Raw genomic sequence first — 24,354 nt, 5'->3', positions numbered from 1 at the left:
ACAGTAAGCTGGCGAAGGCGGCGGCTGCAGCCGTTTCAAATAGTCATATAGGGGGTTAAGCGAAATGCGTATTTTGGTAGTAGGCGGCGGCGGACGCGAGCATGCGATCGTATGGGCGCTTAAGAAAAGCGAAAAGGTAGACGAAATATATTGCGCGCCGGGGAATGCCGGCATAGCGCAGCTTGCTGATTGCGTGCCGATTGCAGTCAATCAGTTCGATGAGCTAATTGGATTTGCCAAGGATACGGCGATTGATCTTGTGTTTGTAGGTCCGGATGATCCGCTTGCGGATGGCATCGTGGATGCGTTTGAGGCTGCCGGCATTCAGGCATACGGCCCTCGCAAAAACGCAGCGGAAATCGAGGGCAGCAAAATTTTCATGAAAAATTTGTTGAAGAAATACGATATCCCAACGGCGAAATACGAAACGTTCAACGATTACGAGACAGCTTCCGCATACCTGCGCGAGCAATCTGCTCCGATCGTGATTAAAGCAGACGGCTTGGCAGCGGGCAAAGGGGTTACGGTTGCAGCTACGCTTGAGGAAGCGGAGCAGGCGCTGCGCGAAATGATGGTTGATAAAGTGTTCGGCCAAGCGGGCAGCCAAATCGTAATCGAGGAATGCCTAGTCGGACAAGAAATGTCGATTCTGGCTTTCGTTGATGGAGAGACGGTTCGTGCAATGGTTCCCGCACAGGACCACAAGCCGATTTTTGACGGCGATAAAGGTCCGAATACAGGCGGAATGGGCACCTATACGCCGCTGCCGCATATCGATCAAGCGATTATCGACGAGTCGATTCAAAATATCATTATTCCTACTGCAAAAGCGATGGTCAGTGAAGGCCGGCCTTTCCGGGGCGTTCTGTTCGCAGGCCTTATGATTACAAAAGACGGCCCAAAAACAATCGAGTTTAATGCGCGCATGGGCGATCCGGAAACGCAGGTCGTATTGCCTCGTTTGGAAACGGATTTGGTTGACATCGTGCTTGCATCATTGAATGGCAATCTGGACCAGCTTGACATCCAGTGGAGCGACGAAGCAGCAGTCTGCGTCGTTGTGGCATCGGAAGGCTACCCTGCTTCCTATCCGAAGGGCAGAGTCATTACAGGACTTGCTGAAGCAGAGGCGCAGGGCGCGCTTATTTTCCACGCAGGCACTGCCGAGAAGGACGGGCAGTTCGTTACAAACGGCGGACGCGTGCTTGGCATTGTCGGCCGCGGACGCGATATCGCGGAAGCGCGTGCTCGCGCATACGAAGCCGTCAGCGTCATTGACTTTGAAGGCAAGCAAAACCGTACGGACATTGCAGCTAAAGCGCTTATTTAAGCGGGGAGCAAGCTTAGCTTGCTTCTAAATATTTCCTAGCTAATAGAGCGGCAAATCCATCCAATGGCGCTTCGAGCGCCGTGATGGATGGGCCTATCGCTTAAATGAGTCAGCCAGACGTATCTGGCTGGCTTTTTTTGTTTTATTTTCACGACTAATGTGTCAAATGCACTCGAAAGGTGTTACTTATTTGTAACTCTATCAATCATCAGTAGAGTTACAATTATGCTATCAGCGAGGAATAGTAGGTGAGTGGAATGGCAAAAGCAAAAAGGCATCGTCGTCACATTTTTGTAGGGGTCGTTATGGCTGTCGTTATGGTATGGATCAGCGGCTGTTCGGCTAGTCAGTCTTTCAGTTTGGCATCATTGTTGTCAGGCGATAAGGCACCAGTTGTAGACGCAGGGAACGTGGAGAAGGGACCGCAGACAGCAGGCGGGACAGACGGAGCAGGTGATGTCGTGATCGTAGGCAATGGCGGAACCGAAGACGGCGGCATTATCCATGGCAATATTGAAGGCAAGCCAACCGGAGGCAAAGAAACAACTCCGCCAACGGACAAGCCGGATGCGCCAGCAACGGATAAACCGGATACGCAGCCAACGGACAAGCCGGATGCATCAGCAACGGACAAGCCGGATGCGCCAGCAACGGATAAACCGGATGCGCCAGCAACGGATAAACCGGATGCATCAGCAACGGATAAACCGGATGCGCCAGCAACAGGCAAACCGGATGCGCCAGCAGGGAAGCCAGGCAAGCCGGCCGAGGATAAGCTGGACAAGCCTGATCAGATTTTAACCGGTACGAAGCCGGGCAAGGAAGAGAAGCTAATCGCGCTCACGTTTGATGATGGGCCGGATAAGCGTTATACGACCGAGATTTTGGATATCCTGAAGGAAAAAGGAGTAAAAGCTACCTTTTTTGTAGTCGGTCAACAAGTAAGTAAAAATCCAGAGGTGCTTCAGCGCATCGTGGACGAAGGGCATGCGGTTGGCAATCATACTTATCATCATAAAGATTTATCGAAGTTAAATAAGCAGCAAATTATCGAGGAAGTCAAAACAGCGGATTCCGCAATCAAAAAAGCGATCGGCTTTACGCCCATTTTGTTCCGCGCTCCGTACGGCGCTGTATCGGATACGCTTAAAGTATTATTGAAGTCGAATAATCGTGATCTAGTCGGTTGGAACATCGATACGCGTGATTGGGCAGGCACATCGTCAGCCGATATCCGCAAAATGATTAAGAACGAGGCGAAGCCCGGTGGTATAATATTAATGCATTCTTTTGGAGGCAAGCATATTAAAAACACGGTACAAGCTTTACCAGACGTTATTGATGATTTGGTGAAAAAAGGGTATACGCTGGTTACTGTCGATCAAATTATTGCTTAACACCGGTACATGTACGAGGAGGCTGTAAAGTTGGATGACGCAAGTTATACAAATGCCAGGCGTAGGCGTGGAAAAATAATACGATGGAGCGTTCTGCTCAGCGGCGTTATCCCACTCCTATTCTTGGCAACTGGCTGCCGTTATACAGCTGCGCCTGCGGACCTACTGCAAAAGCCAGCCATTTCGCCAGAAAAGCAGGCGATTGTGCAAGCAATCGAAAAAAATCTGCCTGTTTACAGCAAGCTTACCCTTCCTCTTAGAGAGGAGCATATGGAAGCGATACGTCTGATAGACGTGGATGGAGACGGCGTGAAAGAGGCCGTAGTTTCTTATTACAATGAATACAGTTCACCTGAGCTTATGGTGTTTAAATATACAAAAGCCGCATGGAAGCCATGGGTGCTCGTGCAGCAGCCGCTTGCTAGAATGATCGATTGGCTGAAAATTGAGGATCTCGATAAAGATGGCGATATGGAAATTATGATCGGTTGGATTGGGGCATTCGACAGTCCCAATGTGCTCGAAATCTACTCGTTTGCTACAGCGCCGGTACGGAACGAGGCAGGCAAGCTGATGCTGAAGCCGGTAGAAACCTTTTCCTATTCCTACGGGGATACGGGCGATATGAATGAGGACGGACAGCTTGAGCTGGCTATCATTTCTGAGATCGGGACCAATCAGGAAATGGCGCTGCCAGAATACCATTTAACGATCTACAATTGGATAAATGGCGGCATGCGGGAAATTTACACGGAAAAGCTGTATGACGGAGTAAATAACTACGAGCGTCTGCTCATAGGAAAAATCTCGCAAAGGCATCGAGGGATTATTTTGGAGGCGTCGACGGGTGCTCATGCTACTTACACCGCCATGTACGTGTGGGAGAGAAACAAGCTGCGGCTCGTCTATCCGAACTTTGACACGGAATATGAGAGCTTTAGCGGTACGCCTACGATGAGCGAGGATATTAACGGCGATGGGATTTTGGAGCTGCAATTGACCAAAGAGGCTCCGGGATATGAGAACGTTCCTTATTCCGAATCCAAATGGTTGAATGATTGGGTGCAATGGGATGGCAAAGATAATTTTGTTAAAATAAGAGAAGAATTCACCGACTATAGATACGGCATGCAGCTGCTTATACCCGAGCAATGGATGGGGCGCTATACGCTGCACAGCTCGGATGAGCAGTACGCCTTCGTGGCGATCGATTATTGGAATGAGAAATCAAATGTTACGGCCAAAATGGCTACTTTATATGCCGTTCCGCAGAAAGATTGGGAAAACGTCGAGTCCGTATGGAAGCAAAGCGCCAAGCCATACCGCCAGCTTCTGACCGACAGCGGCAACGTGTTCGCGGTTTCGTTCGTAAAGGAGGCGCCGCTTGGCTGGCCTGAAGCGGAGCGGCAAGCGTTCAGCGAGATGGCTGGGGTGGAAGCAGAGTTCGCTTCTTCTTTAACGATTCGTAACGATTAAGTGAGAAAAGCGGGTGCTCTAAGCTATGCGAATATTATTGTTGGAGGACGAGGAGTCCATCCGCGGCTTTGTCCGTATTAATCTGAAGCGTAACGACATGGAGGTCATTGAAGCTGAAACGGGAGAAGAGGCGCTAGCGCTTGCCGCTTCGGAGGGCCCTATCGATATCGCGCTTCTTGATGTGATGCTGCCTACGATCAGCGGCTTCGAGGTATGCGAGCAGCTTCGCTCGCGCTACCCGCGCATGGGGATCATTATGCTCACGGCGAAGTCGCAGGAGGAAGATAAAATTCATGGGCTGGAGCTAGGTGCGGACGATTATGTACAAAAGCCGTTTAGCCCTGGCGAGCTCATCGCGCGCATTAAATCCCTTTACCGGCGCATGAAGCCGGATGCTGCTGAGCCGGAGCAGGAGGCTGTAGCCGCAGAAGAAGGGATTGCGGCAGCAACGGAGGGAGCTGCCGAGGCTAACGCGGCACTTAAGGCTGTACCTGAAGCCGCTCCCTATGCGCAGGCGCCAACATCGATGCAGCAGATGCAAGCTCCATATGTAAGCTTCCATCAGGAGCTGCGGGTGGAGCCGTTTCGATTATCTGTTGCAGAGCGCAAGCTTTGGAAGCTGGAGAAGGAAATTATTTTGACGCCGACGGAATGGACGCTTGTCAGACTGTTAATGGAGCGCGTAGGCGAGAGCGTAAGCCGCGATCACATTTTAACAGAGGTATGGGGCCGGTATTACGTTGGCGATCTCAAGGTAGTTGACGTGAACATTCGGAGGATCCGACAAAAGATAGAGAAAAACCCTTCTGATCCGGCCTTTATCGAAACCGTATGGGGATATGGCTATCGGTGGAAGCGGGGATGCAGCGAATGAAAAGCGTGCAAACGAGAATGGTGTGGAGCTATTTGCTGCTCATCGTGCTAGTCGTCAGCGTGCTTGGCGGCGTATTCGCGGCTTTGATGTGGAATTATTATTATGGAAGCGCGCAGAGCTCAGTCAAGCAAAGAGCGGAATCGGCGCTAAGGCTGCACAGCCGGTCACTTTCCTCGCTCACGGTAAAGGATCAAGGCGATTATATGCTGCAATACATGGTGGAGAGCAGCACGAGGCTGCAACTGCTCGACAGCACCGGACAAATTCGAATTGATTCGGATGGCTTCGCGCCGGATATCCATTATACGACTGCTGACGTGAAGGCGGCTATTGCGGGGAAAACCGGCAGCTGGCGCGGCGTTGATCCGTACTACGGCGAGCGCGTCATGTCGGTAACGATACCGCTCTGGAATGAAACGAGAGTCGTATCGATGCTCCGTTACTCGGCTTCGCTGAATCAAGTTGATGCGATGGTCAGCCTGCTCATCCGAATGGCTGCGGCAGTTGGTGTCGGAGTCGTGCTGCTGTTTCTTGGGTTAAGCTTATTTCTTGCGCAGCGCATCGTGAAGCCGATTCGGGAGCTGACGCGGGCTGCGCGCTATATGGCGGAAGGAGACTGGACGCGGCGCGCGATGCAGCGCAATGATGACGAAATCGGTCAGCTGGCGGAAACGTTTAACGTGATGGTGATGGAGCTTAGCAAGCGGGAGAAGCTTAAGGACGATTTCATATCTTCTATCTCACATGAGCTGCGGACCCCTCTAACCTCGATAAAAGGGTGGAGTGAAACGCTGAAGGAAAGCGAGCCTACCGAGGATGATGAGGAAGTAAAGCTAGGCCTCTCGATTATTAGCAAAGAAACGGAGCGGTTATCGGGGCTTGTTGAGGATTTGCTCGATTTCTCAAAGCTGTCTGCGCGAACGATGGAGCTGCACAGGGAAGTACTGGATTTCAATAGTCCGGTCAAGGAGACGGTGAATCAGCTGGGTGTGCGTGAGGAGCATACGCGTGTGCGCATACTGGCCAATTACGGGAAAAGCCCGATCGTTGTGCGAGGCGATGCGAACCGTCTTAAGCAGGTCATCATCAACTTGATCGATAATGCGCTCAAGTTTACGCCTGCGGGAGGGACGATAAGAGTTGCCACTACGATCGAACAGGAGAACGCGATGCTCACCGTAGCCGATACCGGCTGCGGGATCGAAGCGGAGGATTTGCCGCATGTGACGGAAAAGTTTTATAAGGCAAACACGGGACAAGGCGGTTCGGGGCTGGGCCTCGCGATATGCAAAGAAATTATAGAGCTCCACGGCGGCCAGCTTACGATAGACAGCGAGCGTGGAGCCGGAACGATTGTGACGATTCGAGTGCCGATTATGCATGAGGAGTAATCCTCAGCCTATGGGCGCCCGAATCGTCATTCTTTGTAGAAAAGCAATTTCCGGTTGGCAATTACAAAAATAGAAGCGACAACAATTCCTAAAATAAGCAGGAAGGAAAGCCAATGTTCCTTCAGCCATTCTATCCACATAGGCATGGGAGAACCTCCTAAACGTTTTGCGAAGCAGCCTGCTTCATAAGCTCTGTTCATGTGCATAGTATGTCCCGTTTGTGCGGTAAAATAATGATCGTGGGCCTGTTATGCTATAATAACGGAGGACTAGCACGCGATCGGTTTTATTTTCCTATGCATGATTGACAGGCAGAGAGCGGTGATGATATTATGGGTTTATTGTTAATTCAAAGTATACGGGTAGGAATTATTATATATAGGCAATCAGGAGGTTATCGGGATGGAAAAGCACTTGACGCTGCGACATGACGGACTTGAGCTTGCGGCAACGCTGCATTACCCAACTGACGGAAACAAAACCGAGTCAGAGAAGAGGCAAGCTATTATTATATGCCATGGATTCGTTGGCTCCCGTATCGGAGTTGACCGTTTGTTCGTGAAGACGGCGCGTGCTCTTGCAGCGCAAGGCTCTTACGTGCTTCGTTTTGATTACGGCGGCTGCGGCGAGAGCAGCGGTGATTACGGCGCGCTTGGATTTGATTCGATGGTAGACCAGACCAGAGCGGCGATCGATTATGTGGCGAGCATGGAATGCGTAGACCCGCTGCGAATCGTATTGCTTGGACACAGCCTTGGCGGAGCGGTAGCGATAATGACGGCGGTTAAGGACAAGCGGGCAAAGAGGCTTGTGCTATGGTCACCGGTAGCTTATCCATTTAATGATATTGTACGCATAGTAGGACGCAGCAGCTATGACCTTGCAGTTACGTCCGGCAGTTCTGATTATCAAGGTTATACGCTGCAGCCTGTGTTCTTCGAGTCGCTGCTTCAGCATCAGCCTTTTCAAGCGGCGACAAGATTTGGCGGTGAAGTGCTGCTCGTACACGGAACGAGCGATGATCTCATTCCAGTCGACTACAGCTTCCTTTACCAAAAGGTATTTTGGACCCGCAGCGACGGCTTATGCGACAAAGAAATCATTTTTCAAGCGAACCATACGTATTCGGCACGCGATCATCAAGAGGAAGCGATACGCGTGACCTCGGAGTGGTTGAACGGTCTAGATAAGAAGCAAGAGGAATGGCATCATTGGAGTATATAGGCAAGTGCAGGACAGCAATAAGGAAGGAGCGAGCTTTTTGGACTATAAAAAAGCTTGCTCCTTCTTATTTGGTTTGGCGTTTACATTTCCCGTTGTACGGGATATCTACCTTAATCGTAAAGCGGCTTCCACAGCTTAGGATGCATGAGGCGCAGCTTGTGCCCATGCACATAAGGATCAACTCCGATTTTTAAGCCTTCCTCATACGTATTCAAAATTAGCTCCTTGATTGTATCCTCCGCGATTATCGTCATTTCCTTATAAGAAGTAGGCGTTTAATATTCGTACATCTCGGCTTTATAACTAGCTTTAATATGAAAATGGACGTCATTTCCGTGAATAACGGCATCTTATTCCTGCTGGGAGATAGGGATAAGATATGCATTTTATGGGTTTTGTAACCGAGAAAGCAACTTAATTGTCGAGACAACCGTCAGAAATTGTGTTTAAATGGAAGTTAAGTGTAAACGAATACAAGCTGCGCGTAGCGGGAAAAGGCAGGGTTAACGCATGAACAAAACCATTAAACAATCGGCAGTTTTGCTATTATTGTCGCTTATTCTCATCCTATCGGCATGCAGCGGAGGCAAGGGGGATAACGAATCCCCGCAGCAAACCGGCGAAACAAATGATCCGACTAACACGGCAGAGCCCGTAACTACGTCCGTTCCGCTTCCTTATGATGCTCCGTTAACGGGACTAAAGCTGGAGAATGCGGCAACAGCACGGCCAATCGTCGTCATGATCAATAATTATGCGGCAGCTCGTCCGCAATCGGGGCTGACTAACGCTGACGTCATTTGGGAAGTGCTTGCGGAAGGCGGCATTACAAGGCTGATCGCCGTATTCCAGAGCACAAGCGCATTAACGGACACGATCGGACCGATTCGCAGCATTAGGCCATATCTCATCGATATTGGTGACAGCTTCGGAGCGGTGCTTGCTCACGCTGGCGCGAGCAACGACGGTTATGCGATTTTACAGCGGCAGGGCAAGCCTTATTTGGACGAAATCTCGAATGCGGGCAGCTATTTCTGGAGAAGCAAGGAGCGGAAGGCGCCGCATAATCTCTATTCGAGCCTAGAGAAGCTTCGTACGGGTGCCGAGAAGAAAAAATACAGCATGGACAAGCAGGTACCGCCGTATACGTTTGCGGAAGCGGGCTCGACGGAGACAGGTGTTCCGGCTAGCGATATTACGATATCTTTTTTGCTGAAAAATTACAATGTGGGCTATAAATATGATTCAGCAGCGGGATTGTATAAGCGCTCAATCGGCGATAAGCCGCATATCGATATGAACAATAACGAGCAGCTTTCGGGAACGAATCTAGTTGTGCTTGGCGCGGATCACAAAACGCTGGATAATGAAGGGCGGCTATCTGTTGACCTCAATAAGGGTGGCTCGGCGATTTTGTTCCAAAAGGGCAAAGCGATCGAAGCGGAATGGGTGCGCGCTCCCGATGGCATGATCAGAATTGTGAAAAACGGGGAAGAGCTTCCATTTGTTCCGGGCAAAACCTTTTTCCATATCGTGCCGAACAAACCGACATTCGAAGGACATGTCACGTGGGTACAAAACTAACACTTTGGAAACACTGTTAACAGACGTTAACGGATGAGCTTCCAAGGATAGAGAGGACGCAATCTTGTTTCAGGATTGTGTCTTTTTTATATTTTTTTCGAAAATTTTTAAGTTTTCTTAAAACCTTTACATTCTCTTAACAATTCGCATGTAAACTATGTTAAGATATTGTGGGCTCATAACAGTACGCCTAAACATCAAGTCGGATAAAGGGGATTACGATGTTCAAGAAAAAGGATATTTTCTTTAAGACGTTCGAAGAAATGGCTGACGCCATCGTAGAGGCAGTTGAGTATTTCGCCAAAGGCCTTTCAGATCTATCGGATGTATCGGCTTTCGCTAAGACCATGAAGGAATACGAAAGCAAATGCGACAAATACGTGCATACGATTTTGAAGGAATTGAACAAAACGTTCATCACTCCGATCGAGCGCGAAGATATTATGGCCCTTACGACTTCGCTTGATGATGTGCTTGACGGCATTGAAGCTTGCGCGTCCCGGTTTGAAATGTACAACATTCGTGAAAAGGATGAGTACATAACGCTATTCGGCGACATTCTTGTTCGTTCGTCTCACCAAATCAAGAAGGCAATCTATTTGTTGACAGAGCGTAAGCTGCTTGCGATCCGCGAGCCGAATATTGCACTTAACGAGCTTGAGAATCAAGCGGACGACCTGCTTCGGGTCTGCATCAAGAGCTTATTTACAAATGTCAAAGATCCTATTGAGCTGATGAAGCGCAAAGAGATTTACGAGATGCTGGAGCAAACGACCGACTTCTGCGAAGATGTGGCTAATACGCTGGAATCGATCATTATGCGTAACAGCTAATCTGGGGAGTAGGAGTATTTCACAATGGATTTAATGGTACTATGGATTGTTGTCTTTTTGGCGCTTTCGTTTGATTTTATAAATGGGTTTCACGATACGGCGAACGCGATAGCAACAGCCGTATCCACGCGGGCGTTAAAGCCTCGCGTCGCAATCGTTATGGCTGCCGTGATGAACTTTGTTGGCGCGGTTACGTTTACGGGCGTTGCGGCTACAATCGGTAAAGGCGTCGCTAATCCGGCTGAGCTGGAGCACGGCGTTCCAATCGTTATCGCCGCGCTGCTCTCGGCAATCGCTTGGAATTTGATTACATGGTGGTTTGGTATTCCTTCCTCATCCTCGCATGCTTTGATCGGCTCTCTTGCAGGCGCAGTCATCGGCGGGGCAGGCATGAGTGCCATTAATTCCGGCGGTCTAATTAAAATCGTTCAAGCGTTGATCTTTTCACCGTTGATCGCTTTCTCTGCCGGTTTTATCATCATGTGGATATTGAAGCTGATATTTGCCAAATCAAGTCCGCATCAAGTGAATAAAGGCTTCCGGTTTGGCCAAATTTTGACGGCTGCTTTCCAATCGTTCTCGCACGGTACGAATGACGCTCAAAAAGCGATGGGCATTATCGTATTTGCCCTAGTTGCTTCCGACCTTCAGACGACGATGGACGTTCCGCTCTGGGTTAAAATTTCCGCAGCGACAGCAATGGCGCTTGGTACCTCGGTAGGCGGATGGAAAATCATCAAGACGATGGGTACGAAGATTTTCAAAATCGAGCCGATCAACGGCTTCGCAGCAGATATCGGTTCTGCGGTCGTAATCCTGACAGCTACGATGATTCATTTGCCTGTTAGTACAACTCACGTTATTACTTCGTCCATTCTAGGTGTAGGTAGTGCAAAACGCTTCTCTGGTGTAAAATGGGGAGTGGCAGGCCGGATCGTCGTTGCCTGGATTATCACGATTCCTATTACAGTTTTGATGGCGATGTTCTTCTATTGGATTATTCACTTCTTCTTTCTATAAGATGGAGTGACAATGAGATAGTGAGGAAAACCTCACTCGCCATGAACTTAGGTTCATGGGGAATGAGATTTTTCTCACTATTTTTTGTGTTCTCTACTCATCCATTTGGAGAGCGCTGAAAAGGGAATGGGTGTGGACAACCTGTGGCGAAACGCGGCGAAATTTGCGCGTATGCACATCATTAATAACAGTTGTGCATGAAAACACTTTTGTATGCCGCTCGATGGTGTATAATGTTTAAGCTATCGAAAAGAAAACCAATTGAGGGGCGGAACGCGCTTAATTTGTGGATACATTCGAGGTTAGGCTCGTAATCATACATTTTCCGGGCGGGATATACACATTGAAGCAACAGCTGTGCATGAGATGGCCTGTGGAGGCTGCCGAACGATGTCGAAGGTTGCACTTGTGCACAGGCGAATTGATTTCCGATGCGCTAAAAGCAATAAATGCTGTGGATATCCGAGGTGTTGGCGTTATCCACAACCGGATAACTTCTAAACGGATGTGTGAAATTGTGCATAAATAAATAAAGTGTCAGAATAATTCGATTTATGCACAATTGGACCACAGCTGTGGATGAAATGAACACACCCTGATCGCTGCGCTTATGCACATCAATCAGGGTGTGTGTCATGTAATGGATTATCGACGGCGCTTTGGCGTACGGCGGCGAGTTTTGCCATTGCCTGAACCAGAGCCGGAGCCAGGCTTGCGGCGCTTGCGGCGTTTTGGCTTCCACTCGACTTCATCATCGTCGTCCGATTTGTCTTTTTTGAAGGAGCCCATTAACACTTTGACTAGAGGCGCCATTTGAGAGACGCTCGACATGACTTTCTGCACTTTCGTAACGGTTGTAAGGATACCGTCGATGCCGCCAATACGGTCGACAAAACCTTTGATTTCGCCTAAGTTGGCGAGATTGGCAAGGGAGAAGCCGCCTGCTTTGGGAGTGGCGGTCGTTTCGATTAGCTCAGTTGTTGACTGCGGTACGACGGCGGGCAGGATATCCTGCGCTTGCGGCGTCGATACTGCCGGCGGCATGGTTGGCAAGTCTGCGGCAAAGCTGAAGCCGGAAGACTTTGCCCCAGACGATTTGCTTGGCTGGTCCGCTAGGCGCTGGCCGCCGTGCCAATCGTAATGCTGGTTGCCGGTACCGGGGTTATTGCGATAATTCACACGGATCACAACCCTTCTTTTATAATAGTCTATGGGGTAGGCGAACATAAGGATTGGACGAATGTCCCGAGTGCGGAATTTTTTCTAGATAAATGCCCTGTGCTTGTATTGGCCATCGCATGAAAAATCGACGGCTTCCGCCTTCCGTTCTGTAAAGCGTGAATACGGTAATGTTTGAAAAAAACGGTTAAAAAAGATACAATAGTTACATTAGTTTTAATAGGAGTGAATGCGTATGCAGCTTAAAAAACTTAACGATAAAGCAATAGATCAATTATTCGAAGCGATTCTCACATTGAAATCAGTTGAGGAATGTTATGTGTTTTTTGACGATTTGTGCACCGTAAATGAGATTCAGTCGTTATCGCAAAGGCTCGAGGTCGCGCGTATGCTCGGCAAGGGCAGTACATACAATGCAATCGAAGCGGAGACAGGTGCCAGCACGGCAACCATTTCTAGAGTGAAGCGTTGTTTGAACTACGGCAATGACGGGTATAAAATGGCTTTAGAGCGTCTCGGAAGGTAGGTTTCTTCTCCGATGAAGCCAGGTATTCTCGTTATTAGTCACGGCTCCAGGGAAACCGCGTGGGTACAGCTTGTCGACGATGCAATTGCTTCTGCGGCAGCTTCACCGCGTTTATCTAATGTACCAATCGTGTCGTCCTTTCTTGAAATTGTTGAGGGACGGCTTATTCAGGATGGAATCGATGCTCTAGAAGAACAGGGCGTTACAGCTATGTTCGTAGTACCGTTATTTCTTTCGTCAGGCAGCACGCATGTGGATGAAATCGGGCAAGCGTTTGGTTTTCCGTGGGTATCGGATTTAGAAGGCGATCTTGGCACGTTCCGCGTAGCCGCTAAGGTTCATTATGGGACGCCAATTGATGACGATCCGGAAATCGCAGAGCTGCTTGCTTTAAATATTGCAGAATTGTCTTCAGAGCCAGGCAAGGAAGCTATATTGCTTATTGGCCATGGGAGCAAGGAAAAAGTATTCCATGAGCGCTGGCAAGAAGGATTAAAGAAGCTTGGGATGCGTCTCCGCGTGCTTGGCGGCTTTAAGCGTGCGGAATATGCAATGCTTCTGCCTGATCAGGCAGCGGCTAAGCTTGCAGCTATGCAGGCTGCTAATCCCGAGGAAGCGGTTATCGTAGTGCCGCTGTTCCTAAGCCAGGGCTATTTTACAAACCATGTTATTCCGACCCGACTTACTGGGCTTACGTATCGATATAATGGCAGAGCGATGCTGCCTCATTCGGCAATCGAGAGATGGCTGGAGCGTCAGATGTACAACGGATTGCAAAGTTTGAATGAAGAGTAGAAGACATGTGCATGTCTGATTACGATGGGTTGATTGGATGGTTAGGAGTGAGCCAAGATGGCAATCAAACGGGCGAGACTGATATATAACCCGACATCGGGAAGAGAAGAAATGAAGAAGCGTCTGCCTGATATTCTCCAGCGTCTTGAGCAGGGCGGCATCGAAACAAGCTGTCATGCGACGATCGGCGAAGGGGATGCGACGCTTGCGGCAGCGGAAGCAGCGGATCGCGGGTATGATATGATCATTGCAGCGGGCGGCGATGGGACGTTGTATGAAGTTATCAATGGTTTGGCGACTAAGGCTAACCGTCCTCCGCTTGGTATTTTGCCGGTGGGGACGACCAATGACTTTGCTCGGGCAACGGGCATTCCGAAGCATTGGGAGTATGCGGTCGATCTGATCATTCAACAGTATACGCGGCCGATTGATGTCGGTAAGGCAAATGAGCGTTATTTTATCAACATTGCCGGGGGCGGTTCCTTGACGGAGCTGACCTATGATGTACCTAGCAAGCTGAAGACGATGATCGGGCAGTTGGCTTATTATATGAAGGGCATGGAGAAAATGACCCGCCTTCGCCCGACCGAGCTGACTTTCCAAGCGGCAGGCGTTGGCGAGTTTCATGACGAGTTCATGATGTTCCTCATCTGCAACAGCAACTCGGTTGGCGGCTTCGAGCGTTTGGCGCCAGACTCCAAGCTGGATGACGGCTTATTGGATGTTTTGCTTATTCGCAAGTGCAACCTGCCGGAATTTATTAAGCTGGTGACGCTAGCGCTGCGCGGCGAGCATTTGAACGACCCGCATGTTATCCATTTCCGGACGGATGAGCTGAGAGTGACTACGCCCGATTACGTGCAAATAAACCTCGATGGCGAGTATGGCGGCGTGCTGCCTTGCACGTTCTCGGTGCTGCCGTCGCATTTGCGTATTTTTGCGGATGAAACAGGGGAGTCTACGTACCGCTAGCTGCGGATGAATTGGGAAATTAGGGAATAATGGTGCTATAAGAGTGATAGCGCATTAGTGAATAGAGCAATATTGAAATAGAGCAATGTTGAAATAGAGCAATGGTGAAATAGAGCAATAGTGAAATTGAGCAATAGTGAGACAGAACAATAGGGAAACAGAGCAATAGGGAAACAGAGCAACAGTGCAATAGGGAAACAGAGCGATGGATAAGAAATGAAAAGCAACAGCATTGAAGATAGAGCGGAGAGAGTTTATGAATAAAGGTAGAAGCAGAGGCGGCAAAGGAAGATCACGCGGCGCGGCGGGGACGAATGCAGCGGCGATTCCGGTAGATGCGCCTTTTCAAAAAAATGAAGAGGTCACCGTCGATATAATCGGCCTGACACATGACGGAGAAGGGGTAGGCCGCGCTGACGGCTTTACCCTTTTTATTCAGGGTGCGCTCCCTGGCGAACGCGTGCGAGCGAAGGTCATGAAAGTGAAGAAGCAGTATGGATATGCACGGCTCGAGGAGCTGGTGCTTAAGAGTCCATCGCGCGTGGAGCCGCCTTGCGATATTTATAAGGAATGCGGCGGCTGCCAGCTGCAGCATTTCGACTACCCTGCGCAGCTGGAGTGGAAGCGGCAGCATGTCGTGGATAACCTTGTGCGCATCGGGAAGCTGAATGTGGTTGGAGAAGGCAATGCTGAGGGTGAGGGCATTGTTGTGCACAAGACGATTGGCATGGACGAGCCTTGGCGTTACCGGAATAAGGCTTCGGTACCAGTAGGCTCAAGATCCGATGATGGGCAATTGATCGCAGGCTTCTACGCGCGCGGCAGTCACCGAATTATCGATATGGACGATTGTCTCATTGAGCATGAGCACAATGACGAGGTCATTCGCGTCGTGAAGCGCATCGGGCGCGAGCTCGGTGCTACGCCTTACGACGAAGCTACCGGCCGCGGCGTGCTGCGCCATGTAATGGCGCGGACCGGCGTAGTGACCGGCGAGATTATGGTTGTGCTTGTGACCAACGGCAAGAAGCTGCCGATGGCGGACCGCTGGGTCCAGCGTATCCGCGAGGAGCTGCCGGGCGTGAAGAGTATCGTTCAGAACGTGAACGAGCGCGACACGAACGTTATTTTTGGCGATGTGACTCGCGTCCTATGGGGCAATGAGGTCATTTATGATGAGCTCGACGGCATTCGCTTTGCTATCTCGGCGCGATCGTTCTATCAGGTAAACCCGATGCAGACGGTGGAGTTATATCGCAAAGCAGTGGAGTATGCAGGCTTAACCGGCTCGGAAACCGTTATTGACGCCTATTGCGGCATCGGAACGATCTCGCTGTTCCTCGCTCGTCAGGCGGGGCGCGTCTACGGCGTGGAAATTGTGCCGGAAGCGATTGAGGATGCGGCGCGCAATGCTGAGCTGAACGGCATCACAAACGCGTCGTTTGAAGCAGGGCCTGCGGAGGTTGTAATACCTCGCTGGCGCAAGGAAGGGATTACGGCGGATGTAATCGTCGTCGATCCGCCTCGCAAAGGCTGCGACCCGGCGCTGCTCGAGACGATTCTGGCTATGCAGCCGGAGCGGGTCGTTTATGTGAGCTGCAATCCGTCTACGCTGGCAAGGGACCTACGAGTGCTCGAGGACGGCGGGTATAGGACGGTTGAGGTGGTACCGGTGGATATGTTTCCGCATACGGTACATGTAGAGTGCGTGGTAAGGATATATCGGGAGGATTGTGCTAAGCTTCTAATCAAATAACAAAGTGGAGAACTTCCTAAACAGGAGGTTCTTTTTTTCTGCATTCTTCGACTCACTGATATACTATTTTGGTGGATATTGGTATGATTATTATAAGGCACAGATTTCAACAATCATCAGGATGAAATTTATGAACTATACAATAATATAACCGTTTTAGAGTATATCATTTCCAAATAGGAGATTTGTTCTTTGAAGACGAAGCCGAATGAAAGTCTGATTTTAAAAGGAGGATCTTTTTGTTTGATTACATCAAGGAATACATCGGGAGCTTTAATCCAATAGTTTTAACAAAAACAATACAACTTGTTCAGTTATTCACTTTTGTACTGGCAATATTCACCTTATTTTTTACTATTTACAACGTTAATAGAGCACAGAAACGAAGTAGAAGCAACGATATAGAAAAGTTTAAGCGTGATTTAAACCTGAAGACTGCTGACGATATGATCGAAGTATTAAGTTTAGTGAAAGACAGCTATAGAGAAATAATGGGCATTAAAAGTATTATTGAATTATTTATGAATAATAAAGCTGATTTACCCTCACTTATGAAACACTTTAAAAAGGTAACCGATACTTTGCATGATTCTACTCTGAAAATGGCAGTTAAACATAAGCAAAGATTAGTAATTCTTGAAAAGTACTCAGTTGAAGTTGAATTTATTTATAGCTTAAGTACCGAAGTAGGTGAAAATCTCGTAACACTTGAATCATGGTATGATGAAAAAAGAGGACGCACTGATAATGAAATATCAGGATTAATCAAGGTAATAGATAAACAATCACGAGACATGATTGATAGAATAAATAAGCTTCAACTTGAATTACAAATTGATTTTATTGGTACAGTCTATAAATAGAATTCTTGAATTATAAAGATTACCCATGTGTAGTTGCTTTTGATCCCATTTTATCTAGATGGGATTTCACAAGGAATGAGAAAGTTCTATTACCATAAAACACGGATTTCGTAGGATATATAAAAGGATGTGATCAAAATATTTGGTATTTTTAAAGATTTGGAAAAAATTCAAAATAGAGTTGCTTTAGTTAAACTTCAAAAAAAGAATGATATTAGTTATGAAGTAGAATGTCAAACAAGTGATCTTGTTAATAATGAGAATATGGTGCTAGAAATACTTATAGATGAACATAAAACAATTATTCTTTTTCAGGATATGCATGGTATATCAGACTTTGATGAGTTTTCAATTGATGTTCGCCTTAGAGTGATCACATCCAAGGGTGTTATAATCCCAGATCCAAAACTATACGCTTCAATACGTCAAGACAACATCCAGATAGTTGACATAGCTATTTTTGGAAAGAATCAGAATAACGGATATGGATCAATTCTTATCAATAAACTTAAAGAAATAGCTCTTAATAAGAATATCAGCAAAATTACTGGAAATTTGTCCTCAGTAGATAGTGGACACATCGACAGACAAAATCATTTTTATAAGAAAAATGGTTTAGAAGTTAACGAATCCACAGGCTTGATAGAATTGACGCTGAAGCAATAAAAACTGATTTAATTAAAGTTTGAAGGTGGAAATGATGAATAAAATTTCTGATAATGTACAGAATGACAGCAAAATTTATCAAGACAACATCAATAGAATTCTTTCGAATACAGATGATGAGTTTATTGCCATTTATAAGTCGGTTAATCATACAACAATAAAAGATCTGGAACATTACTTGCCTAAAATTATCAAGGCGTGTCGTAAGAGAGCAAATTCATCTCAAGAATCACTAGCAAGTAAGTTAGATTGTTCACGAAGTGATATCAGTAAATACGAAAATAATTTCAAAAGTATGAAAATTGATCGTTTTCAAAGGCTCTGTGAAGTCACCAATTCAAAAGATGCTTTTATGGCACTTCTATCAGGACAAGAAGGTTTGAATTGGCTAATAAAGAGATTTGAAGCAGATGGTTTATGGGAGTAATTAAATTTGGAACAATGATTTATAACTAATGATAAAACGGAGATTTCAATTACATTTTAGGAGGATGTCAAATGAATATTCAGGTGCATTATGCAGTAAATGTTCTTGCAGATATCGGTAGAATTAAGATGGAGAATCGCATTGCGAATGTTTATATTGAATCAGATATTAATGATGAATCAATGGTTACTCAAGAAGTCTTACAGAGTTTAAGCGAGTTTGATGAAGTTCCTATTAATCAAATAAAAATTTTGGGATTAAGTCTGAACTAGCTAAAGTGATTAGTATTTACTGATGAACAAATTATTTCTGAGCGCGATAAATAATTGGTTTCATCAAGGAGCCTATATAATGAGAGTTGTACTTGGTAAAGTAGGTAAGTCGAGAGTTCTGGATGAGATGATGCAAAAACTTAATAAAAATACTACCGCATATATTGATAGTGTAGGTGTGGCAGCACTAGCAAGAAATGCCGAATACATTGCATTTGCAAATGACCAAGAATATGTTTTGAAATTACTAGAACATTATAAGGACATCGATGAGATTGAGAATGTTGTTCTAGAACTCAACACTACTATGGAGTTTTCTAATGCACTGTTAAACTTGGAGAAAAGAATTAAAAAGAATTTTATCGTTACGGTTCAGGATAATAGTGTAAAAGATATTCTTGTGTTTGATATGTTTTTGCCAGAGTAGTTAAAATACTCGATTTATCAGCTATAAAATAATAATTATTTCAACTCATAGGAGATCGCACAATGATGCTCAGTTTATCTGCTAACAATATAAACGGAATTCATTCTATTATGAAAAGCATTGATAGTATTGAAAGTAATTCAGACCCCTGTTTTGAAGACTATCCGAAGTACCAAAACCTGCTAAATATTTATAGAGAAGTGCTATTGAAAATGTTGGATAGCAAAGAAACAATTAATATTCGAACTGATCTTGGAGAACTTTATTGTCGGGAACATATATTTCCAGATGGCAATGTAGTTGATTTCGCATGGTCTATTCCAGTATTACAGCGATTGATACAAAACAACCCAAAACAAGTAGTAAGAAAAAAATTCAAAATTGGTGAACTCAATGAGTTTATTGATTATAGTGGACTAGAAACCAACAGGTTTTCTTACGCATTAAAAAATTCTAAACCTGTTTTAGTCATAGATTATTCGCCATCAAACTTGCAGGTACTCATTGATGGAAATCATCGAGTTGCAGCGAGGCTTCATAAATTTAGAGATGCTGACATGCTGGTATCAGGTATTTATATACCTGCTGAAATACATGTTAAATCAATGGCAAGTGATTTTCAAAAAACTTTCTTTAAGGTTTTTGCTAATGTAGGAAGAATCTTTCTTTTTCTTGATATGAAATCCAAAGGTAATAAAGTAACTCAACCGAAATTATTTAATCTATCTACTTATATTTGATGTTTAGATTTAACTGTAACGGAATGTGATTTTAGCAGACCATTGACTACATCTGAAAAGTTAGCTTGTAAAGATAGAAAGTCTATATTAAAGACAACATTAGTAGGAAAATACATCAATTGTCTCAGTTGGATCATGCTCTAAGAAGTAAGTTTCTAATTTAAATTGGGTATTGAAAGAGTTCTTTCAATAGGAGGACAAAATGGAATTGTTGAATGATCAGTTCCTAGAAAGAATGAAAATGTTAGTTCATCGACATACAGGTCTACCTCTAATAGAATTTGATATTGACTACTATGAGAAGACCACAATGTTTATGGGTTATAACTTGAATGAAAAACTCATAGCATATAATTTACCAATGTATGAACCTAATAAGAGTCAAACTCCTGAATTAGCACATCTATCATTAGAGGAGTTCTTTGAAATTGCAATATATCACGAAATAGGACATCACCTTGATTATATTGCAAATCCGAATAGGAGATTATATAGAGAAATGCATGTTGAAGATGCAACAGTTGAATTTATTCTTGAAGGTGAAGTGAATGCTTATAAGTATGGCAGGGATCTTGTGCCAGATCCTCTGATTAGCTATTACGACATTTTAAACAAATTTAATATAGAGAGGCGCACAAAAATAGTAAATAAAACCTGAATTTTAAATTGATTTATTAATTTTAGGGGGAAACTAATTAATGAATAAATATTTAGAGAGATACATTGAGAATCTGACAGGAAGAACTTTCATAAAAAGTGTTGCATTAGAGGAAGAGAAAGTGTCAATTTTCTTTTATAAATCATATGAAGAATTTTTGATCCATAATAAAGACTCGAAAATCACTAAGGTAGATTATAGTGAATATTTTACTCAGAATACAATAGAAAAAATATTAGTTGGAGAGCCTGTGAGAATACTTCGAGAGTTTTCATTTGTAGATGTGGTCTCAATAATTATCCCTGATATGGAAAGTCCATTTTCATTATATTCTATTGATATTAACAGGAAAGAATTGAATGAATATTTAGAGTTTAAAATTGAGGAGACAAGTGTTTATGACGGAACCTGGAGAAGTAAGTTTTCTGATATTTACATCCATAGCAAAGAACACAGAAGAAATTTCATGAGTAAATTTGTATCAGTAATTCCTAGAGTATAAGACGATAAATACTGACTTATATAATTCATTAAGGCAAAATAATTACCTGCTTCCTCCTCTCCGCGCGGTGGAGTTTTTTTCATACGAACATACGCTTGCTGACAGACAATTGTCAATAGTGTAGTGTATAATAATGGAATAAATGTGTCGGAAAAAGGATTTTTAAGTTGGTTTGTGGAAATTTCAATTTTGAAGACCTGTGGATGAAGGTAATATAGAAGTATTTAAATATCAGTATTACATGCAACATTCCGAAATGATTAAGATCAGACAGAACTGTTTGCTTTTTTATGAGAGATTCTGGCTTACACTGTCATTTTCATTCATGATTGTGACCACGTGAACATGGATGTTTTTTTGGGATTTGAGTAAGTACACCTTTTTTTAAATGACGAATTGTAATATGAAGTGCGACACCTAGAAAAACAAAAGGCCCATGAAGGCTTCGTGTAAAATGGAAGTTACCACACCACCATTTTGTACAGGAGAAACCAACATGAGCTACTTCCATCTTAACATAATTGAACGAGGACAACTAGAAGCGTTGCATCGATTGGGCTGGTCATGTCGCAAGATTGGGTGAGCTGGGTCGACATCCTTCTACTATCGCACGAGAAATAGCACGTAGCGGCAGTAAGAAGAACGGAACTTATACGGCTAGTTCTGCCCAAGAAGAGTCCCATGAGCGAAGAGCTTCTAGCGTGCCTGTCGGCAAATATACTAAGGCACTTACCTGATCAGCAGACCTTCACCGGATTCCGTGATTTCGTCATGCTGTCCTTGATTTTGGATTGTGGTCTGCGGGTTGGTGAGCTGACCAAGCTTAAAATGAACCAGGTCGATGTGAAGGAAAGCCAGTTGCTAGGGGGCATTGGCTAGAGTAGGAAGCCACGGGATATTCCATTTTGTGATGATCTCCGTAAATTGCTAATTCAGTATGTCAAAGCCAGAGGAGAAGTACCATCATTGCACTTTTTCGTAACATTGGATGGACATTTGCATGGGGTACGATCTGTTCAAGTTTTTATTCGCAAGTATGGGGAAGCGGTCGGGATTAAGGACGTACGTTCTAGCCCGCATAATCTCCAGCATACCTTTGCCAAGCTGTATATTATGAATGAATGTGATCCTTACAGCCTGCAGGACATTTTGGGAAATACCTCGCAGGACATAGTCAAGAAATACGTGAATTTATGGTGGCCGGAGATGCGATCTAAGCATGCGAAATCGTCACCTATGAGGAGATTTCATAAGTAGAAGTTATTGGATTGAAAAAGGGATGTTGTTCAGAGGAGGTGAAATTGTACCTTTCTCTTGGAAAAGCAAGCAGGCCTGAAGAACACGCAGGCACTTGCTTTTCCCGTTCATTACCACCACCTACGCTCCAGCTTTTTTTGGTCAGCGTTCCTTTGGTGATCGCGTTTCCCGAAAAATTCGTCTTCACGGGCAATCGTTGGGTCATACCAGTCTGCCTTGGCTTTTGCCCATGATATCCAATCCGTTGTCTTTGAATCAAGGTTTTCAGATGCCTCAACTGCTGCAATGTAGCGTCTTTTTTTGCAGGCGACATCGTAGTCCTCCGATAAATTTGCCAGTATAAGTGTTTGGTCAACCTCTTCATTTACACGTTGACGGCGTTCCTCTCTTCGACGTTCCTCTTCCTGACGCTTACGTTCGGCTTCTTCTCGAGCCTCGCGCTCTTGCCTGAGTATATCGGAAGCCTCATACAATGAAATTATGAGATCACCAAGACGATCTTCAATGACGTATGATTTACAATCACGGAAACTTTTTGAGCTATTAATCGAAACGGTTAGTCGGCCATTGTAAACATAGTCATACTTTCTGATTTTTGGTTTTGACGCCCAGGAATTGCGGCGCTTGTCTTCTTCATACTTTAGTAGTTGTATATTTTCTTCTTTCGTAGGAATATGCTGGATTTCGTCCTTTGCTTCTCTTACCGAGACAGAGACGGTTTCACCGTTGACAACAAATTTTAAATCGCTAGTTAGGGAGCATTCGAGCGGCTCCATGGCTTTGATTAGCGCATCAAAGAGATGCAACACCCTAGGCAAGGATTCTTCAGAAACCGTGTCGGCAAGAAACAGAGGAGTATCCATAGCTCTTCTATTATAACCTTTGCTTTCTTGCTCCCTATGTTTTCTCTTCCAATCAATGTCTGATTTTCGGTGGGCTACAATTGTCGGATGCATTTTGGCGTTCTCATCGGGCAGTCTGATTTGCGTTGCAATAGAAAGAGCAACACTTCTATCTTCTTCATTTAAAAAGCTGAGTGTCTCTTTCTCAAGTGGTGGACTGTAATCTGCTCCGGTTCGCACCCCTGATTTTTTAGTATGCTTGTTGGTTATAGGTAACGGAGTACGGGGCACTGGCTTGCCTGCTCGAAGCTTGGCCCAATACCCAACTGGAGGCATGGGGATATCCAACGACTGGCATACCTTGCGGATTGCGACATCCGAGACAGCATACCGTTTAGCTATTTCGGTTACGGGAGCCAACCATATTTCATTGTATAGAAGCTCTCTGTCATAAATATTGAAGGTTTGTCCGGATTGCTCATACGTTTCTGGTAGGTCAATTGTTTGAGCGACCTCGCTGGCATCATCCTACATTGTTGTAGAAGGGAAGGGAGCCTGCTCTTCCACTGGTAATGTAGGAGCTTCGAGTGCTGTTGATGCTTCTGCGATGCCTGCTTCCAACTCGTCTTTGCTGTAGCTTTCAATCGTTAAGCTTTGCCGCTTCTCTTTAGAAGTAGAAGGTCGGGAGTTGGATAACAAAATGATTTCGTCTGCCAGCTCCGGTAATTCAAGCTTGGTTACAGGCTTGTTAAAATTGAGCTTCGTCCAGTATCCAGACGGAGGAATCGGAATGCCCGCGTCTTTAATCTGTTTCATAAGGTGGGTATAAGGGAGGTTGTATTTTTTGGCCACTCCGGCGACCGATATTTCCCAGATTTCATCGTATAATTGCTTTCGAGTCATTTCAATATTCGAATACTCGGGCAAAGCGCTTCCCTCCTCTCCTTCACTTGACGAGCTTACTTCAATGATGGGAACAACTGCAGGTCCAATTCTAGTTGGTTGCTCTTCTTGTGCGACTTGTTGAACTGCTTCTTTATCATCATGAAAGTCAATTGCAGTGTGTTTACCCTGCAGTGTGTGATTTACCTGCGGTGCAAGGAGTGCGTCGAATTGTTTGATCCCTCCAATCCCTCGTTTTCGCTTAATAGAAAAACCAGGTCCCGTAATGGGCAACAAGTCATTTCTCATGCCGAGTGTCAGCATGTTTGGGGATATACCTAGGTAATCTGCTGCAATTTTAATGGTAATTTTGGACAAGCCTCTGATCTCTTCATCCGAATACTTAGCCATACGTTTCACCTCCTTTTGCAGGGCGTTTTTCTTCCAGATTTAATATCATT

At 45.5% G+C, this 24,354-nt stretch carries 25 protein-coding genes and 2 pseudogenes; 24 read left to right on the top strand and 3 right to left on the bottom strand.

The genetic code is table 11. The features are described from left to right. Positions 1-64: 64 nt before the first annotated feature. The 9 genes from purD (at position 65) to A7975_RS21335 (ending at position 11,129) form a co-directional block, all read left to right on the top strand. On the top strand, positions 65-1,330 hold the full coding sequence (gene purD, locus A7975_RS21375; RefSeq protein WP_065386482.1) for a phosphoribosylamine--glycine ligase: 1,266 nt from the start codon (positions 65-67) through the stop codon (positions 1,328-1,330). A 257-nt stretch (positions 1,331-1,587) separates the two neighbouring features. Next, positions 1,588-2,727 (top strand): polysaccharide deacetylase family protein, encoded by a 1,140-nt coding sequence (locus A7975_RS33245; RefSeq protein WP_082198362.1) that lies wholly within the window; start codon positions 1,588-1,590, stop codon positions 2,725-2,727. Positions 2,728-2,757: 30 nt separating this feature from the next. After that, complete coding sequence (locus A7975_RS21365; RefSeq protein WP_065386481.1) at positions 2,758-4,203, top strand: VCBS repeat-containing protein; 1,446 nt, start codon at positions 2,758-2,760, stop codon at positions 4,201-4,203. A gap of 25 nt (positions 4,204-4,228) precedes the next feature. After that, on the top strand, positions 4,229-5,077 hold the full coding sequence (locus A7975_RS21360) for a response regulator transcription factor (RefSeq protein WP_065386480.1): 849 nt from the start codon (positions 4,229-4,231) through the stop codon (positions 5,075-5,077). Further along, positions 5,065-6,468: a sensor histidine kinase gene (locus A7975_RS21355; protein ID WP_176707779.1), complete on the top strand. Its 1,404-nt coding sequence runs from the start codon at positions 5,065-5,067 to the stop codon at positions 6,466-6,468. Before A7975_RS21360 ends, A7975_RS21355 begins: the two co-directional genes overlap by 13 nt. 402 nt (positions 6,469-6,870) lie before the next feature. Further along, entirely contained in the window at positions 6,871-7,692 is an 822-nt protein-coding gene (locus A7975_RS21350; RefSeq protein WP_053372674.1) for an alpha/beta hydrolase, read from the top strand. Positions 7,693-8,202: 510 nt separating this feature from the next. Next, complete coding sequence (locus A7975_RS21345; RefSeq protein WP_065386478.1) at positions 8,203-9,276, top strand: DUF3048 domain-containing protein; 1,074 nt, start codon at positions 8,203-8,205, stop codon at positions 9,274-9,276. Positions 9,277-9,497: 221 nt separating this feature from the next. Beyond that, positions 9,498-10,109, top strand: coding sequence for a DUF47 domain-containing protein (locus A7975_RS21340; RefSeq protein WP_065386477.1), 612 nt, complete (start codon positions 9,498-9,500; stop codon positions 10,107-10,109). Between the two features lie 24 nt (positions 10,110-10,133). Next, positions 10,134-11,129: an inorganic phosphate transporter gene (locus A7975_RS21335; RefSeq protein WP_053372671.1), complete on the top strand. Its 996-nt coding sequence runs from the start codon at positions 10,134-10,136 to the stop codon at positions 11,127-11,129. A 645-nt stretch (positions 11,130-11,774) separates the two neighbouring features. Here A7975_RS21335 and A7975_RS21330 read toward each other — a convergent pair. Next, positions 11,775-12,308 (bottom strand): hypothetical protein, encoded by a 534-nt coding sequence (locus A7975_RS21330; RefSeq protein WP_053372670.1) that lies wholly within the window; start codon positions 12,306-12,308, stop codon positions 11,775-11,777. Between the two features lie 235 nt (positions 12,309-12,543). On the opposite strand from A7975_RS21330, the gene A7975_RS21325 reads away from it, so the two are divergent. The 15 genes and pseudogenes from A7975_RS21325 to A7975_RS35040 form a co-directional block, all read left to right on the top strand. Beyond that, positions 12,544-12,834 carry a YerC/YecD family TrpR-related protein gene (locus A7975_RS21325; protein WP_053372669.1) on the top strand — a complete coding sequence of 97 codons (291 nt, stop codon included), beginning with the start codon at positions 12,544-12,546 and terminating at the stop codon, positions 12,832-12,834. 12 nt (positions 12,835-12,846) lie between these two features. Next, positions 12,847-13,629 (top strand): sirohydrochlorin chelatase, encoded by a 783-nt coding sequence (locus A7975_RS21320; RefSeq protein ID WP_065386476.1) that lies wholly within the window; start codon positions 12,847-12,849, stop codon positions 13,627-13,629. Between the two features lie 63 nt (positions 13,630-13,692). Further along, complete coding sequence (locus A7975_RS21315) at positions 13,693-14,601, top strand: diacylglycerol kinase (RefSeq protein WP_176707798.1); 909 nt, start codon at positions 13,693-13,695, stop codon at positions 14,599-14,601. 256 nt (positions 14,602-14,857) lie between these two features. Then, a complete protein-coding gene (rlmD, locus tag A7975_RS21310) occupies positions 14,858-16,357 on the top strand; it encodes a 23S rRNA (uracil(1939)-C(5))-methyltransferase RlmD (protein ID WP_065386475.1) in 1,500 nt (499 codons plus the stop codon). Positions 16,358-16,596: 239 nt separating this feature from the next. Beyond that, positions 16,597-17,220, top strand: a complete 624-nt coding sequence (locus tag A7975_RS21305; RefSeq protein WP_065386474.1) for a hypothetical protein — start codon at positions 16,597-16,599, stop codon at positions 17,218-17,220. Between the two features lie 129 nt (positions 17,221-17,349). Beyond that, the gene (locus A7975_RS21300; protein WP_065386473.1) at positions 17,350-17,886 is read left to right on the top strand and encodes a GNAT family N-acetyltransferase; all 537 of its coding nucleotides are present in this window, start codon (positions 17,350-17,352) and stop codon (positions 17,884-17,886) included. Positions 17,887-17,917: 31 nt separating this feature from the next. Then, complete coding sequence (locus tag A7975_RS33240) at positions 17,918-18,313, top strand: helix-turn-helix domain-containing protein (protein WP_082198360.1); 396 nt, start codon at positions 17,918-17,920, stop codon at positions 18,311-18,313. A 71-nt stretch (positions 18,314-18,384) separates the two neighbouring features. Continuing rightward, entirely contained in the window at positions 18,385-18,585 is a 201-nt protein-coding gene (locus A7975_RS21290; RefSeq protein WP_065386472.1) for a hypothetical protein, read from the top strand. A 79-nt stretch (positions 18,586-18,664) separates the two neighbouring features. Beyond that, the gene (locus A7975_RS21285; protein ID WP_065386471.1) at positions 18,665-19,012 is read left to right on the top strand and encodes a hypothetical protein; all 348 of its coding nucleotides are present in this window, start codon (positions 18,665-18,667) and stop codon (positions 19,010-19,012) included. A gap of 62 nt (positions 19,013-19,074) precedes the next feature. Further along, positions 19,075-19,752, top strand: a complete 678-nt coding sequence (locus tag A7975_RS21280) for a hypothetical protein (RefSeq protein WP_065386470.1) — start codon at positions 19,075-19,077, stop codon at positions 19,750-19,752. A 202-nt stretch (positions 19,753-19,954) separates the two neighbouring features. Beyond that, positions 19,955-20,410: a hypothetical protein gene (locus tag A7975_RS21275; protein WP_065386469.1), complete on the top strand. Its 456-nt coding sequence runs from the start codon at positions 19,955-19,957 to the stop codon at positions 20,408-20,410. Positions 20,411-20,450: 40 nt separating this feature from the next. After that, a complete protein-coding gene (locus A7975_RS21270) occupies positions 20,451-20,912 on the top strand; it encodes a hypothetical protein (protein ID WP_065386468.1) in 462 nt (153 codons plus the stop codon). A gap of 496 nt (positions 20,913-21,408) precedes the next feature. Beyond that, positions 21,409-21,643 (top strand): annotated as a pseudogene (locus A7975_RS35680) (helix-turn-helix domain-containing protein); the annotation flags it as partial. Then, positions 21,594-21,791 carry a site-specific integrase gene (locus A7975_RS35045; protein ID WP_065386467.1) on the top strand — a complete coding sequence of 66 codons (198 nt, stop codon included), beginning with the start codon at positions 21,594-21,596 and terminating at the stop codon, positions 21,789-21,791. The pseudogene A7975_RS35680 and the gene A7975_RS35045, both read left to right, overlap by 50 nt. A gap of 15 nt (positions 21,792-21,806) precedes the next feature. Then, positions 21,807-22,169: pseudogene (locus A7975_RS35040) on the top strand (tyrosine-type recombinase/integrase); the annotation flags it as partial. Positions 22,170-22,279: 110 nt separating this feature from the next. On the opposite strand, the gene A7975_RS34595 reads toward A7975_RS35040, so the two are convergent. Beyond that, positions 22,280-23,302 carry a hypothetical protein gene (locus A7975_RS34595; RefSeq protein WP_218061032.1) on the bottom strand — a complete coding sequence of 341 codons (1,023 nt, stop codon included), beginning with the start codon at positions 23,300-23,302 and terminating at the stop codon, positions 22,280-22,282. Positions 23,303-23,539: 237 nt separating this feature from the next. Beyond that, positions 23,540-24,304 (bottom strand): hypothetical protein, encoded by a 765-nt coding sequence (locus A7975_RS34590; protein WP_218061031.1) that lies wholly within the window; start codon positions 24,302-24,304, stop codon positions 23,540-23,542. Between the last annotated feature and the right edge of the window lie 50 nt (positions 24,305-24,354).

Origin of the sequence: Bacillus sp. FJAT-26390 (assembly GCF_001682865.1) — a bacterium.
GTDB lineage: Bacteria > Bacillota > Bacilli > Paenibacillales > Paenibacillaceae > Pristimantibacillus.
The sequence above is the reverse complement of the archived record's forward strand: the minus strand, read 5'-3'. Positions and strand labels throughout refer to the sequence as shown.

Coding starts and splice junctions, on each gene's coding strand:
- A7975_RS21270 (WP_065386468.1), top strand. CDS start 20,451: ATGAATAAATATTTAGAGAGATACATTGAGAATCTGACAGGAAGAACT.
- A7975_RS21350 (WP_053372674.1), top strand. CDS start 6,871: ATGGAAAAGCACTTGACGCTGCGACATGACGGACTTGAGCTTGCGGCA.
- A7975_RS33245 (WP_082198362.1), top strand. CDS start 1,588: ATGGCAAAAGCAAAAAGGCATCGTCGTCACATTTTTGTAGGGGTCGTT.
- A7975_RS34590 (WP_218061031.1), bottom strand. CDS start 24,304: ATGGCTAAGTATTCGGATGAAGAGATCAGAGGCTTGTCCAAAATTACC.
- A7975_RS21285 (WP_065386471.1), top strand. CDS start 18,665: ATGAGAGTTGTACTTGGTAAAGTAGGTAAGTCGAGAGTTCTGGATGAG.
- rlmD (WP_065386475.1), top strand. CDS start 14,858: ATGAATAAAGGTAGAAGCAGAGGCGGCAAAGGAAGATCACGCGGCGCG.
- A7975_RS33240 (WP_082198360.1), top strand. CDS start 17,918: ATGATGAATAAAATTTCTGATAATGTACAGAATGACAGCAAAATTTAT.
- A7975_RS21360 (WP_065386480.1), top strand. CDS start 4,229: ATGCGAATATTATTGTTGGAGGACGAGGAGTCCATCCGCGGCTTTGTC.
- A7975_RS21320 (WP_065386476.1), top strand. CDS start 12,847: ATGAAGCCAGGTATTCTCGTTATTAGTCACGGCTCCAGGGAAACCGCG.
- A7975_RS21275 (WP_065386469.1), top strand. CDS start 19,955: ATGGAATTGTTGAATGATCAGTTCCTAGAAAGAATGAAAATGTTAGTT.
- A7975_RS21345 (WP_065386478.1), top strand. CDS start 8,203: ATGAACAAAACCATTAAACAATCGGCAGTTTTGCTATTATTGTCGCTT.
- A7975_RS21340 (WP_065386477.1), top strand. CDS start 9,498: ATGTTCAAGAAAAAGGATATTTTCTTTAAGACGTTCGAAGAAATGGCT.
- A7975_RS21280 (WP_065386470.1), top strand. CDS start 19,075: ATGATGCTCAGTTTATCTGCTAACAATATAAACGGAATTCATTCTATT.
- purD (WP_065386482.1), top strand. CDS start 65: ATGCGTATTTTGGTAGTAGGCGGCGGCGGACGCGAGCATGCGATCGTA.
- A7975_RS21325 (WP_053372669.1), top strand. CDS start 12,544: ATGCAGCTTAAAAAACTTAACGATAAAGCAATAGATCAATTATTCGAA.
- A7975_RS35045 (WP_065386467.1), top strand. CDS start 21,594: ATGAGCGAAGAGCTTCTAGCGTGCCTGTCGGCAAATATACTAAGGCAC.
- A7975_RS21335 (WP_053372671.1), top strand. CDS start 10,134: ATGGATTTAATGGTACTATGGATTGTTGTCTTTTTGGCGCTTTCGTTT.
- A7975_RS21290 (WP_065386472.1), top strand. CDS start 18,385: ATGAATATTCAGGTGCATTATGCAGTAAATGTTCTTGCAGATATCGGT.
- A7975_RS21355 (WP_176707779.1), top strand. CDS start 5,065: ATGCAGCGAATGAAAAGCGTGCAAACGAGAATGGTGTGGAGCTATTTG.